Source organism: Hafnia sp., assembly GCF_036648275.1.
Taxonomy (GTDB): Bacteria; Pseudomonadota; Gammaproteobacteria; order Enterobacterales; family Enterobacteriaceae; genus Hafnia; species Hafnia alvei.
This window is the reverse complement of the sequence record NZ_JAVXIQ010000012.1, coordinates 115,421-128,983: the sequence shown is the minus strand read 5'-3', so window position 1 is coordinate 128,983 and position 13,563 is coordinate 115,421. Positions and strand designations below refer to the sequence as shown.

Annotated in this window: 11 protein-coding genes; 6 read left to right on the top strand and 5 right to left on the bottom strand. The window is 50.3% G+C overall.

Annotation, left to right across the window (positions count from 1 at the left end):
- Positions 1-407 (bottom strand): ribonuclease E inhibitor RraB (rraB, locus tag RSC70_RS12745; RefSeq protein WP_332542633.1); only part of this gene is annotated, 407 nt, incomplete at its 3' end.
- Positions 408-573: 166 nt separating this feature from the next.
- Here rraB and argF point away from each other — a divergent pair.
- Entirely contained in the window at positions 574-1,590 is a 1,017-nt protein-coding gene (argF, locus tag RSC70_RS12740; protein WP_332542636.1) for an ornithine carbamoyltransferase, read from the top strand.
- A 56-nt stretch (positions 1,591-1,646) separates the two neighbouring features.
- Here argF and RSC70_RS12735 read toward each other — a convergent pair whose 3' ends face one another.
- Complete coding sequence (locus RSC70_RS12735; RefSeq protein ID WP_304187529.1) at positions 1,647-2,570, bottom strand: carbamate kinase; 924 nt, start codon at positions 2,568-2,570, stop codon at positions 1,647-1,649.
- A 435-nt stretch (positions 2,571-3,005) separates the two neighbouring features.
- On the opposite strand from RSC70_RS12735, the gene RSC70_RS12730 reads away from it, so the two are divergent.
- The 5 genes from RSC70_RS12730 (at position 3,006) to allS (ending at position 9,016) form a co-directional block, all read left to right on the top strand.
- Positions 3,006-4,229, top strand: coding sequence for an MFS transporter (locus RSC70_RS12730; protein WP_130933863.1), 1,224 nt, complete (start codon positions 3,006-3,008; stop codon positions 4,227-4,229).
- 15 nt (positions 4,230-4,244) lie between these two features.
- Positions 4,245-5,912: an acyl-CoA synthetase FdrA gene (fdrA, locus tag RSC70_RS12725; RefSeq protein WP_332542629.1), complete on the top strand. Its 1,668-nt coding sequence runs from the start codon at positions 4,245-4,247 to the stop codon at positions 5,910-5,912.
- A 10-nt stretch (positions 5,913-5,922) separates the two neighbouring features.
- Positions 5,923-7,185, top strand: a complete 1,263-nt coding sequence (locus RSC70_RS12720; RefSeq protein WP_025798385.1) for a DUF1116 domain-containing protein — start codon at positions 5,923-5,925, stop codon at positions 7,183-7,185.
- Positions 7,186-7,260: 75 nt separating this feature from the next.
- Positions 7,261-8,094 (top strand): DUF2877 domain-containing protein, encoded by an 834-nt coding sequence (locus RSC70_RS12715; RefSeq protein ID WP_332542627.1) that lies wholly within the window; start codon positions 7,261-7,263, stop codon positions 8,092-8,094.
- Complete coding sequence (gene allS / locus RSC70_RS12710; RefSeq protein ID WP_040046131.1) at positions 8,087-9,016, top strand: HTH-type transcriptional activator AllS; 930 nt, start codon at positions 8,087-8,089, stop codon at positions 9,014-9,016. Before RSC70_RS12715 ends, allS begins: the two co-directional genes overlap by 8 nt.
- A 72-nt stretch (positions 9,017-9,088) precedes the next feature.
- Here allS and RSC70_RS12705 read toward each other — a convergent pair whose 3' ends face one another.
- From RSC70_RS12705 to treB, 3 genes are all read right to left on the bottom strand, one after another.
- A complete protein-coding gene (locus tag RSC70_RS12705; RefSeq protein WP_103008556.1) occupies positions 9,089-9,556 on the bottom strand; it encodes a YhcH/YjgK/YiaL family protein in 468 nt (155 codons plus the stop codon).
- Positions 9,557-9,909: 353 nt separating this feature from the next.
- Complete coding sequence (gene treC / locus RSC70_RS12700) at positions 9,910-11,565, bottom strand: alpha,alpha-phosphotrehalase (RefSeq protein WP_332542624.1); 1,656 nt, start codon at positions 11,563-11,565, stop codon at positions 9,910-9,912.
- A 55-nt stretch (positions 11,566-11,620) separates the two neighbouring features.
- Entirely contained in the window at positions 11,621-13,036 is a 1,416-nt protein-coding gene (gene treB / locus RSC70_RS12695; protein WP_332542623.1) for a PTS trehalose transporter subunit IIBC, read from the bottom strand.
- Positions 13,037-13,563: the final 527 nt, after the last annotated feature.

Genomic DNA, 13,563 nt, shown 5'->3' with positions numbered 1-13,563 from the left:
TCATCAACGCCTTCTGCGTCGTCATCTTCATCGTCGTCACCTTCTTCACCGTTAGGATCTTCGAAGTAGGTGCCCCAGCCGTCGTAGTTCACGTTCATTTTTTCAGCGAGGTTCACCAGCTGTTCAACCTGAGTGTCGATCACTTCCGCATTCAGGCCAACTTCGCTGATCACATCGCAGCACATCAGCAGCGTACCGTCTTCAACTTCCAGCTCTTCAGCATCAGTAACTTCGTAGCCGAGTTTAAAAGCTTCAACCGCCGCTTTTTCTAACAGCTCAAAGTTATCCGCCGAAAGGTGATGTTCAATGGTGTATAACGCGTCTGGATCGCTGCCGTCGTCCAGCAGTTCTTCAATGATCAGGCGGGTTTCTTCACGTTGTTCTTCTAATAGCTCAGGATTTGCCATGCCTTTGTCCTCAATCTGTATGCAATCACGCTACTTTCATTCTCCCACAGCCGCGCTCATGCCTCCATAAGAAACGTGAATATTTATCTCTCAGGGGTTGATTTTGAATTTTAATACACATAATGTGAATATTAATTCACGCAGCACAATAAAAACACAACTGGGGATGAGCACTATGAGTCAGTTATATCGGCATCATTTTCTTAGATTACTGGACTTCACGCCTGCAGATATCGCATATCTACTCACTTTAGCCGCTGAACTTAAGCAGGCTAAGAAGGCAGGTAATGAACCACAAACGCTGAAAGGCAAAAATATCGCGCTCATCTTCGAAAAAGACTCCACCCGAACCCGCTGCTCTTTCGAAGTTGCCGCTTACGACCAAGGCGCTAATGTCACCTATTTAGGCTCAAACGGCAGCCAAATCGGCCACAAAGAATCCATCAAAGACAGCGCCCGCGTGCTGGGCAGAATGTACGACGCCATCCAGTATCGCGGCTGGGGACAGGACGTGGTGGAAACCTTGGCACAGTATGCCGGTGTGCCTATTTGGAATGGATTAACCAATGAGTTTCACCCAACCCAAATTTTAGCCGATCTACTAACAATTCAAGAACATATGCCAAATAAACCGCTGTCACAGGTGAAATTGGCGTACCTTGGCGACGCACGTAATAACATGGGCAATTCATTGCTAGAAGGCGCTGCGCTGATGGGGATGGAGCTGCGTCTCGTTGCGCCAAAAGCCTGCTGGCCCGAGGCCGAGCTGGTGGCTCAATGTCAGGCGATCGCCGACAAAACTGGCGCTAAGCTGGTCTTAACCGAAGATCTGGCGGAAGGCGTGAAAGACGCCGATTTCCTTTACACCGACGTTTGGGTTTCCATGGGCGAACCAAAAGAAGTGTGGAAAGAGCGTATCGCCCAGCTACTGCCTTATCAAATCAACATGAACGTCATCAAACTGACCGGCAACCCACAGGTAAAATTCCTACACTGTTTACCAGCTTTCCATGACGATCAAACCGCCGTGGGCAAACAGATGGCAGAGCAATACGGGCTACATGGTGGAATGGAAGTGACCGACGAAGTGTTTGAATCCGAGCACAGCATCGTGTTTGACGAAGCGGAAAACCGTCTGCACACCATTAAAGCTGTGATGGTAGCGACGTTGGGCAAACTGTAATCACTGTTCACTTTATTAATAAGCGCGCCTGATATTCACGGCGCGCTTATTTTGTTTTATAGAACAGTCGCAGTTTCTGGCGTAATGCAGGTGCCTTTCTCTCGGCGCAATATTGCTTCAGCATCGGCTAATGCACCGATAAATGCCGTTCCACCCGTTTGTTCAACAAACTCAATCACCGCCTCCGCCTTCGGCCCCATTGCACCGTCAGGAGCCGCAAACGGGCGCAACACCTCAGGAGTCACATGACGCAATGCCCGCGCCTGTGGCGTTCCCCAATCCTGATAAACCGCATCCGCATCGGTCAAAATCATCAAATATTCTGCTTGTAACTCTTGGGCTAACAACGCGGCGGATAAATCCTTATCAATAACAGCTTCAACGCCGCAATATCCCTGTTGGCTTGCGACAACCGGCATTCCACCTCCGCCAGCACAAACCACAATATGGTCGCTATCTAACAGACACTTGATCGACGCTAGCTCAACCACTTTTCTCGGCTTAGGCGAAGCCACCACGCGACGAAAATATTGACCGTCTGCTTTCATCGTCCAACCATATCGGAGCTCAGGCTCATGCCGCTGATCGGGAAGATATACAGGGCCAATAAATTTACTTGGCTGTTGGAACGCAGGATCGTTAGCCTCTACTTCAATACGCGTCAGCAGGCTAACCACCTGCGGAATGTTCTCTTTCTGCCCCAACGACTGAGCAATCATATAACCCAACATTCCCTGAGTTTCAGCCACTAAAATGTCCAGCGGATACGCAGGCGTTTGCTGATCTAGCGCACCTTGCAGCGCCAGCAATCCCACCTGCGGGCCGTTGCCATGCACAATCACGACGCGATAATTTTTGACCAGCCCCGCAACCACCTCTGCCACCTGAGCAATATTTTTATACTGATTTTGGGCCGAAAGAACTTCTCCACGCTGTAAGATAGCGTTTCCCCCCAGCGCAATAACGACGGTTGGTTTCATTTTTATTCCCCATAAAAAACGTTAATTTGTTGGGGTAAAAATAAGTTTATTTAAAATATAAAATGTGATGGTTGCTACATTTAAAATACAGTCTATTATTTTTTTATAATCGGAATACCACGGCGCCGTTTAATTAAATAAAATTGAATAATAGATTTTTTAATTTTTTTTACTAATAGGCCTTCAAATAAGAAAACTTACCTTACAATAGATCAAATGTGATTTATCTCACCAGAATCCCCTTACGATTATTATAGCTTACTGTCATAGCGATTTGGCACGAACCATTTTCATTATAGCTATGCCCAATAATATCAATATTGGGGACGGTAGCATTCTTAATGCCCAGCACCACCGATTAAATCAGTGATAGGGATAAGCAGAACAGCTAACGCTCCAGAAGCGATAAGTATAGGGTATTCAGGGGAGTATCTTATGTCACAATCGATAGAGCATGCGGGCGCACCGCAAAAAACAGGAATACCCGCTTGGTGGGTAACCGTATTTTTATTCTGGCTCGGCTGGATATTTATGTATGCAGACCGTACTGTATTGAACCCAGTCATGGGAGAATTACAAAAAGAATTTGGATTAAACGGAACACAATTAGGAATACTTAATTCAGTTTTTTATTTCTCCTATGCTCTATTGCAAGTTCCCGCCGGGATTTTAGGGGACAAAATCGGTAAGAAGAAAGTATTAGTCCCTGGGTTTTTATTATTCGGTGTTTTTACCGCCGTCACCGGATGGGCCAAAACATGGACAACGCTACTATTTTCTCGTGTCGTCACCGGTGCGGGAGAAGGGACCTATTACGGCCCTCAATATGGTTTATCTTCGGAACAAATTCCTAAAAAATATCGTTCTCTCGGCAGCGCCATCATTAACAGCGGTATGGCATTCGGTATTGCTCTTGGGCTGATGTCGTCAAGCTGGTTGGTTTACGATCAGGGTCACAGCTGGAGAATGCCATTTTATGCCATGGCCGTGCCTAGCATCCTGACCGGCTTAGCGATCTGGTTCTTCGTTAAAGAAAAGAAACGCAGCGCGGTCACCGCCGATGGCATCGTGGTTAAAAAAGGTAAATTCAGCGATTTGTTTAAAAACCGCAACCTGCTGTTGGTCTATCTGATGGTGTTCTGCAGCCTGTTCGGATTCTTCGTCATTCTGACATGGTTACCGTATTACCTCCAAAGCGAGCGAGGGATCCCAGGCAGTGAAACCGGCTTTATCTCGTCCTTAGTGGCATGGATTTCAATCCCTGGTGCCCTGCTGTTCTCAACCATTTCAGACCGTTTAGGTAAACGTAAACCGCTCATTTTAATTCTGGTTCCTCTCGCGATTCTGAGCATGCTCTCAATTGTTTGGATGCCAACCATGGGCGGCGTTATTACAGCACTGTGTATTTATGGTTTGGTTGGCAAGCTGGCGCTTGACCCCGTTCTGGTGGCGTTGGTTGCCGATAGCGTGGACGAAAATAACTACAGCACCGCCTTTGGTTTATTCAACTTCATCGGCATGAGTTCCTCTATTTTAGCGCCGATCATCGCCGGTGCCGCTCGCGATCTCACCGGCAGTTTGGCCTCCAGTTTCTATGTATCAGCAGCCCTCTTGGTCATTGGCCTGTGCGGCATGTTGTTCCTGAAAGAAAAGAAATAATCCGAGGGAATTAAAATGATTTATGCATCTGTAAAAAAAGGCAGTTTTCAGGATTCTGTAAGCCTGATGCTGATATCACGCAAGCTCAGTGAGTCACCTCAGGTGGATGAAGTCTCCGTCATGATGGGTACTCCAGCTAACAAATCGCTCCTAGAGACCACGGGCTTTTGGCATGAAAGTTTTACCAGCGCCACGCCAAATGATATCTGCGTAGCGATACGTACTCATGAAGAGATCCCTGATATTACGCAGCTTATTGGCCGTCAGCTAGAAACCGAGCTGAGCGCCATTGCCCAAGGGCAAGCTTCTGGACAACATTTGCAAAAAGTTCGCCGCTGGGACAGCGCACAGCAAAAGCTTCCCGATGCTAATTTGTTGCTTATTTCCGTTGCTGGCGAATATGCCAACGATCTGGCGCGTCAGGGATTGGAGAACGGCAAAAACGTCATGATGTTCTCCGACAACGTGCCCGTTGAACAAGAACTCGCGCTGAAACAAACCGCACGGGAAAAAGGGCTGCTGGTAATGGGGCCAGACTGCGGCACCGCCATGGTCGCCGGTGCGCCCTTAGCCTTCGCCAACGTGCTGCCTAAAGGTTCTATCGGGGTGATTGGTGCCTCAGGAACAGGTATTCAAGAACTTACGTCACAAATCGCGCTGCTCGGGCAAGGCGTCACCCATGCACTGGGTCTCGGTGGCCGAGATCTTAGCGAGGCCATTGGCGGCATCAGCGCATTAAGCGCCCTAGAAATTCTCGCCGGTGATGAACAAAGCAAAGTACTGGCCTTCGTTTCCAAACCTCCGGCCGAAAGCGTACGCCAGCGGGTGATAACCGCCATGCAAGCGGTGGCAAAACCGGTTGTCGCGCTCTTCCTTGGCACTAAGCCTGAGCAAAAACATGAAGGTAATGTTTGGTTAGCCAGTTCATTAGCCGAAGCCGCTCATCTTGCCGTGATGCTCGCCAGCGTCGAAGAAATTGCCGCCGCGCAGCCGAGCGTCATCGGCAAGAAAATCCTAGGTCTCTATGCCGGCGGTACGCTGGCGGCTGAAGCCGCAATGTTATTGGCTGAGCAGATAAGCGCCAAAACCGATAGCAAACACGATCGTGGCATTATGCTGCACGCTCAAGGACATACCCTTATCGATCTGGGTGACGATGCGTATACCGTTGGCCGCCCACATCCAATGATTGACCCTACCAGCCGCTCACTTGAGATCCAAAAAATTGCCCACCAGCCAGACATTGGCGTGCTGCTGGTCGATGTCGTGTTGGGCTATGGCGCATGTGCCGATCCTGCCACCGCAGTGTTAGAGGCGGTCAATAAAGTCCGCACGGCACGTGGCCCCGAGAATCCACTGGTGGTCATCGCAACCGTAACCGGTACACAGCAAGATCCTCAGCCGCGTGCTGAGCAGATCGACACGCTGATTAACGGCGACATTGTCGTCATGAATACGCTGCAAGAAGCGGTGCTACTGGCTCATCACCTGATTGTTCGTGCACCAGAAATGCCTCACTACTCCCGTAATCCACTGCTTGATGGCGTCAAAGTCATCAACGCTGGCCTGCGCAGTTTTGCTCAAGACTTGCAAAGCACCGGTTGCCCTGTCGTGCATTACCAATGGGCCCCTATCGCGGGCGGCAATGCTCATTTAGCCAGTTTGCTAAAACAATTAAATTAAGAGGTCTGCTATGTACTCATCTATTGCGCACGCCAATGAGGCGATCGTTGCACGCATTAAAGAAGCCCGCCCATTCTGGACCGGCGTTCATTTGGCTAAAGAGGTGATCCCAGCTTTACGTGAAGGAAAAACCTTGCTGCATGCTGGCCCACCGATTGAATGGCAGGATATGACGGGACCAATGCGTGGAGCATGTCTCGGCGCGTGTCTCTATGAAGGTTGGGCTCAGAATGAACAACAGGCGCATGCGCTGTTGGAAACCGGAGAGATCACCTTTATTCCTTGCCATCACGTTAACGCCGTTGGCCCTATGGGTGGGATCACTTCGGCCAATATGCCGGTACTTGAAGTTAAAAACCACGTCCACGGCAACAGCGCCTACTGCAATTTGAACGAAGGCATTGGCAAGGTCATGCGTTTCGGTGCCTACGGTGAAGACGTTCAGCGCCGTCTGTGCTGGATGCGCGATACCTTAGCGCCGGTATTGCAACAAGCGCTCAGCGAAACGGAAAACGGCATCGATCTTAGCGCACTGATGGCTCAGGCCATCACCATGGGGGATGAATTCCACCAGCGTAATATTGCCGCTTCAGCGCTGTTGATGCGCACACTGGCACCTAAAATCGCGCTACAGAATGACGATAAAGCACGCTTGGGCGAAGTATTACAGTTCCTCAGCGTGACCGATCAGTTCTTCCTAAACCTCGCGATGGCCTATTGCAAAGCGGTGATGGATGCCGCCGCAGAGATCAAAGCCGGTTCCATCGTGACGGCCATGACACGTAATGGCCGAGACTTCGGCATTCGCGTCAGCGGGCTGGGCGATCGCTGGTTTACAGCTCCGGTTAATACGCCGCAAGGGCTGTTCTTTACCGGCTTTAGCCAAGATGACGCTAACCCTGACATCGGTGATAGCGCCATTACGGAAACCTTCGGCATTGGCGGTGCGGCGATGATTGCGGCACCTGGCGTAACCCGTTTTGTCGGTGCCGGTGGCATGGATGCAGCTCAAGAAACCTCGGAAGAGATGAGCGAAATCTATCTGCAACATAATCCGCTGTTGCAGATCCCATCATGGAATTTCCAAGGCGCCTGTTTAGGTTTGGATATACGCCGCGTTGTCGAAACGGGGATCACTCCACTTATCAATACCGGTATTGCTCATCGCGAAGCGGGTATTGGTCAAGTCGGCGCAGGCACCGTGCGTGCACCGCTGCCTTGCTTTGAACAAGCGCTAGAAGCGCTGGCTGAAGCGATGAATATTCACGCATAACGTCTATGCATAACACACCAAGCGCCTGCCTCACCGTAGGCGCTTTCTCCCCTTCAAACCTTAGGAGAACGGATAATGATTTGCTCTCCTTTAGCCGCCAGTGACTGCCTGCCGCCAATACGTGGCGTCTGGGTATGCGAAAATCGGTTTAATCACGCTATTAATCTGCGCAATGCTTCCAATCAGCTATTAACCTTGCATCGTTATGGGCACGGAATTAGCCCGATGGGATGGTTAATACGCCGCGCTGACTTTGATCAACTCAGCCATTATTTAGCCCCCGGCACCCGTTTGACGGCGATTAACGGTGGGCTATTTAGCCCGCATATTCAGTTGCTCAAACCACGGCGAACGCTGTATTTACGCATATCTGATAAGCTTTCCATTGCGCCACAGCGCTTTGAAAAATACCTTTCGCGCCATAGCGCTATCACCGGACTGTGTGGGCCGCTTAATCAAGCACCCCAATCGTCGTCACCTTACACCGCTATTTTCACCCAGCAGCTTTCTCGTTGGGCGCAGGGCTTCGCTCCAGACTGGCGTTCTATTATTGGTTTAGGCCCCGGTTTAACTCCCAGCGGCGATGACATGTTGGTTGGCATGATGGCCATTCTTCACGCCACGTCTCAAACGGCGCTACGTCCTTCACTGCTTCCCAGCGACAACCTACTGATAGCGTTAACCACCAGCGTCAGTGCCAGCTATCTTCACTATGCAAAACGCGGTTATTTCAGCACCACAATACACGCACTGTTACGCCGACTCGCACGTGGCTCACAGGCTACAGAAAGCTCGCTTGAAAGCGTCTTGCATCATGGACATACTTCGGGGGCGGACACTTTGTTGGGAATGGATCTCACTCTGCGCTGGCAATACGCTCATCAACGGAGGGTTGAATACGATGTTTGATCAAGAGACGCTCCGCACGTTTATTCGGGTCGCTGAAACACGCAGCTTCTCTAAGGCGGCGGAATACCTACATAAAACGCCCGCGGCCATCAGCTATCGTATTAAAACGCTGGAAGAAAGCTTGGGAACACAGCTGTTCCTACGCACCACGCGCACCGTCAGCCTCACGCCCGCTGGCGTTCATTTGCTAGAACGCTGCCATCAGTGGCTAAGCTGGATCGACGCCATGCCCGATGAGCTCAGTCAGGTCAACGACGGCGTAGAGCGGCAGGTTAATATCGTGGTCAATAACCTGCTTTATAACGCGGCATCGGCGGCAAAACTGCTGACATGGCTGAATCACCGTTTTCCTTTCACTCAGTTTCAGCTTTCACGTCAGGTCTACATGGGCGTCTGGGATGCGATGCTTTACGATGATTTCCAACTCGCCATTGGCGTTACCGGCTCCGAATCACTTTCCAACTCGATACGCACCCTCCCCTTTGGTGAAGTAAGCTGGGTGTTTGTGCTGGCCCCCCATCATCCCTTGGCCGCCAGCACAACGCCTTTAACCAACACGCTATTACGCGGTTATCCAGCGATCAATATCGAAGACACGTCGCGGAACTTAACCAAACGCGTTGCTTGGCTTCTGCCTGGGCAAAAAGAGATTAAAGTGCCAGATATGCAGACCAAACTTGAGTGCCATCTTGACGGGCTCGGCGTGGGTTTTTTACCTAAGAATATCTGCCAGCCTTTTATCGATCGCGGAGAGCTGCTAACGCGTGAAGTCGACAACAAACGCCAGCCATCTCCTTTGTCGCTAGCATGGAGCAAAGACCGCAATGGCAAAGCAGTGCAGGAAATCGTTTCACTGTTTAAACATGGGGATGAGCGAATTCGTGGTTTTCTGACCAATATTGATAAATACACGCTGCGGTGACGTTTTTTGCAGAGCTTAATCATCGAAGCCATTGCGCAGACTGCGATGAATCACCGATCTATTGGCACTACATTACTTAACCAAAATCTTCACGACCGCTTTTTTAACCGGTGCATTCTCACCCACGGCACACATTGGCTTATGTAATTCACCGGGATAGAACACCACAAAATCGCCTGCGTTCATGATAAAGCTTTTCTCTTCTAAGCCCTGCTGCGTCAGAGGTAAAAAAGCGATGTCTTTACCCTCAAGCCATTCAGCGCTGCCTTGTGGAGCGGCAAGATTGCTGAAGACCATTTTTTCCTGCCCAGCTAAAACAATTTGGATATCCAAATATTTGCCATGCAATTCCTGACGGCGCTCTTCCGCTGGAGAAGTTGAGTCGTTAAAAATCATCACAAACTGATTTTCGCCATCCACATCAAACTTACCTAACGCAGAATCCGCATTGAAATTTGCCATCACATATTGAATCGCCTGCTTGAGCTGAGCAGGTAAATAAGGCAACAGTTCTAGATGGTTAACATTTCCAGTGATCATACATTCCTCGACATTTCGCTTAAATTATTTTGAAACATCGTTTTATTATAAAGAAACAGGAACATCTGAAACGAGGTGCCAACCACAATTTAGTGAGGATTGCCGCCAACAAAAATCCCCCAACTCAAGTAACGCCGTTCACTTAAGCTCGACTTTAGGGGGAGCACACCGATGGGGTCGTAGCGGCGAAAGCCTCCGACAACTTTGTCTGGAACAAAGTTGAACAACGTTTTAGCGTTGGCCCTTAGGGTGGAACACACGGATGTGTTCCATAACCGCCCCGCGGTGTGCTAGACCCGTGTATCTCTTAAACGAGCGGCGTTATCCAGCTCAGGGGGATTCACGTTAGACAATTATGCGTCTACAAGCCAATAAATACTTTCATATGGCCGCAGTGACTGAGGAACTTCGCCTTGCTGAGGATAATTGCTCATCAGCACACGCCCCTGTTTCGGCAGCTCGCTGCTTATCTCCAGCGTCTGCGTTTGCGCGCTCAGGTTGGCCAATACATATAGGCTTTTGCCCTGATAACTACGACGGTAACACCACTGCGCAGGATGGCTCGGCAGCAGATCTTCATAGTCGCCGTGGGTCAGCAACGGCAATTGCTGGCGCAGCTTAATCAGCGCTTGATAGCAGTAATAAACCGACGTTTCATCGGCTACCGCCGCCTGAGCGTTAATCTCAGTATAATTACCCGCGGGTTCTATCCACGGCGTTCCCTGCGTAAAGCCCGCATTTTGACTCGCATTCCACTGCATTGGGGTGCGGCTGTTATCGCGCGATTTAGTCGCCAGAATCGCTAACAGTTCTGCGCTGTCTCGCCCCTGTTCGCTGAGCTCTCGGAACATATTCAGGCTTTCAACATCGCGATACTGCTCAATATCGGTAAAGCCCGGATTAGTCATACCCAGCTCTTCGCCCTGATAGATATACGGCGTGCCTTGCATGCCATGCAGCACCATCGCCAGCATTTTTGCCGATAGGCTCCGCCATTCACCTTCATCACCAAAACGCGACACAATGCGCGGCTGATCGTGGTTACACCAGAACAGCGCGTTCCACGCTCGGTTATGCATTCCCTGCTGCCAATAGGCAAAAATCTTTTTCAGCTCAACGTAGTCTGGCTTCGCCAGCGTCCATTTTTCACCGCCGGGGTAATCCACTTTCAAATGATGAAAATTAAACGTCATCGAAAGCTCGCTGCCGTCTAGCGCCGCATAGCGCTGACAATGTTCAAGCTGCGTTGATGACATTTCACCAACGGTCATCAAGCCCCGAGGCTTAAACACATCACGGCCAAACTCGCTGAGAAACTCATGAATACGTGGGCCGTCAGTATAAAAACGACGCCCGTCACCTTGCAGATCGTCGGGGAAATCCTGCTGTTTAGACACTAGATTGATCACGTCTAAACGCAAGCCATCAACGCCTTTGTCCGCCCAGAAATGACACACGGCTTTCAGTGCTTCACGCACCGGCGGATGCTCCCAGTTGAGATCCGCCTGCTGTGGCGCGAACAAATGCAGATAATATTTCTCTGCACTTTCAGACCATTGCCACGCGTTGCCACCAAACTTCGAGCGCCAGTTATTCGGCAACGCCTGCGCTTCGCCGTCACGCCAGATATAAAAATTATGCTTCTCGTGGTTAGGATCCTGCGCCGCAACAAACCATGGATGCTGAGTCGATGTATGGTTAAATACCATATCCATCACGATACGCATTCCACGCTGATGAGCTTCATCAACCAAGCGCTCAAAATCCGCCATCGTTCCGTAATCAGGATTGATCGCGCAGTAATCAGCAACGTCATAGCCATTATCAATCTGCGGCGATGGATAGACCGGCGTCAGCCATAGTGCGCTCACGCCAAGGTTTTGCAGATAATCCAGACGCTGAATAATCCCGTTAAGATCGCCTGTGCCGCTGCCGGTACTATCTTGAAAACTTTTCGGGTAGATTTGATAAATCACACCGTTTTGCCACCACGGAACTGTTTCGCTCATCGTCATATTCCTTTTTTCACTCTACGGCCACGAGACTCGCAGCCGTATTCATTCGTTATACCGGCAACTCGCCGCGTTTCTGTTTGCGCTTATAAATCAAAATAGTAAGGGCAAGAGGGACCACAATCGCAACCACCATCGCCACGGCATAAATTCCCCAGAATTTCGGTTGAATTGAAAGGATACCCGGCAATCCACCCACGCCGATGCCGTTAGCCATCACGCCAAACAAACCGCAAATCAATCCGGCGCAAGCACCGCCAATCATGGCGCACAGCATCGGGAAACGATATTTAAGGTTGATACCGTACATCGCAGGCTCGGTAACGCCGAGGTAGGCAGAAATCGCCGCCGGCACCGAAATTTCACGTTCGTTAGCTTTCCGGCTAATGAAAATAATCGCCAACACGGCAGAGGCTTGAGCAATATTCGACAGCGCGATAATCGGCCATACCGGCGTTCCGCCCATGCTTTGCACCATCTGCATATCGATCGCTAGCGTTGTCTGATGCACGCCGGTAACCACCAACGGTGCATACAAGAAGCCAAACAGCGCCGCGCCAATCGGAGCAAAACTGCCAGTCATCACCGCTTTCACAGCCCATGCAACGCCGTCGCCAATCATGCGACCAAACGGGCCAATCAGGGTGTGCGCCAAGAACACCGCCAGAAGCAGTGACGTCACCGGCACGACGACCAGATACAGATAATCGGGGATCAGGCGTTTTAAGCGAGTCTCAATCCAACCCAAGGCTAAACCCGCCATCACGGATGGAATCACCTGCGCTTGGTAGCCGACTTTTTCAATAGTGAACCAGCCAAAATTCCATACTTCAGGCAACTGCTGGCCCAGCATGTACGAGTTCATCAGCTGTGGAGAAACCAACGTAATCCCCAGCACGATACCGAGGATCGGCGTACCGCCCATCTTCTTCACCGTTGACCAGCAAATTCCCACCGGCAGGTAGAAGAATATCGCTTCGCCCAGCAGCCACAGGAAGTCATATACCGTTTTCCACGCCGGATGTAATGCCGTCAGCGGTTGCCCGTCTACCAACGGGATGTCGCCGATCACATTACGGAAACCGAGGATCAAACCGCCGCTGATTAATGCAGGAAGCAACGGGAAGAAGATCTCGGCGAAATGCGAAATCGCAATTTCCCACCAGCCCATATTCTGGCGAGCAGCTTTTTTTGCCTGCTCTTTGTTACTGGCATCGACGTGTGCCGTGTTAATCAACGCCTGATACCAATCCCCCACGTCCGTGCCAATGACGACCTGAAATTGCCCAGCATTGGTGAAGCAACCCTTCACCATCGGTAATTCTTCAATCTTTTTAGGCGCAGCCAGCGCCGGATCGTTCAGTACAAACCGCAGTCGGGTAAGGCAATGACTGACGGTAGCAATATTTTCACGCCCGCCCACCAATGCGATCAGCCGATCAACCTGATCTTGTTTTACCTTGCTCATATTGAGTACCTGTAGAGTCGTTCTGATTTCAGAGTAACGTGGATCGGCGCCATACATTCGATCCATAAAAACTGAGTTGCATAAAGCGTAGTCACTATGACTGTTTTATGAAACGGGAACGTTCCCAAAACTAGGTATTGATCACAAGAATTGTGGTGGGGGATGAGGGAGGGGGAGGAGAATGGTAGCGGTCTATTCTAAGGTGAAGGGATGAGACGGTGAAAGGTTTCGTACGCCTGTACTGTATATGTTGGATCAGTGGAGGGTTTCGTACGCCAGTTAGCTTTTATATACCCATGAAACTGCTGCCGTAGGCGTCCGAGAAGAGGTTGCCAGCGCGCAACCTCTTCACTCTCGCGCTTTTTACCGAGTCGTTTGGCCGACCGGTCTCGGAGCGTACATCCTGTACGCCCTCAACCTGCCACCAGCATCCCTGCTGGCGGCTCTAAGATGCATTCTTTCAACACGAAAAGACAAAAGACAAAACCCTATCTGGTTTCTTGTTTAAGTTTAGATAGTGAGAGCAG

Excerpts from the sequence above, each read along its gene's own strand:
- RSC70_RS12720 (WP_025798385.1), top strand. The coding sequence starts at position 5,923 with ATGTACTCATCTATTGCGCACGCCAATGAGGCGATCGTTGCACGCATT.
- RSC70_RS12705 (WP_103008556.1), bottom strand. The coding sequence starts at position 9,556 with ATGATCACTGGAAATGTTAACCATCTAGAACTGTTGCCTTATTTACCT.
- treC (WP_332542624.1), bottom strand. The coding sequence starts at position 11,565 with ATGAGCGAAACAGTTCCGTGGTGGCAAAACGGTGTGATTTATCAAATC.
- RSC70_RS12735 (WP_304187529.1), bottom strand. The coding sequence starts at position 2,570 with ATGAAACCAACCGTCGTTATTGCGCTGGGGGGAAACGCTATCTTACAG.
- fdrA (WP_332542629.1), top strand. The coding sequence starts at position 4,245 with ATGATTTATGCATCTGTAAAAAAAGGCAGTTTTCAGGATTCTGTAAGC.
- allS (WP_040046131.1), top strand. The coding sequence starts at position 8,087 with ATGTTTGATCAAGAGACGCTCCGCACGTTTATTCGGGTCGCTGAAACA.
- RSC70_RS12730 (WP_130933863.1), top strand. The coding sequence starts at position 3,006 with ATGTCACAATCGATAGAGCATGCGGGCGCACCGCAAAAAACAGGAATA.
- argF (WP_332542636.1), top strand. The coding sequence starts at position 574 with ATGAGCACTATGAGTCAGTTATATCGGCATCATTTTCTTAGATTACTG.
- RSC70_RS12715 (WP_332542627.1), top strand. The coding sequence starts at position 7,261 with ATGATTTGCTCTCCTTTAGCCGCCAGTGACTGCCTGCCGCCAATACGT.
- treB (WP_332542623.1), bottom strand. The coding sequence starts at position 13,036 with ATGAGCAAGGTAAAACAAGATCAGGTTGATCGGCTGATCGCATTGGTG.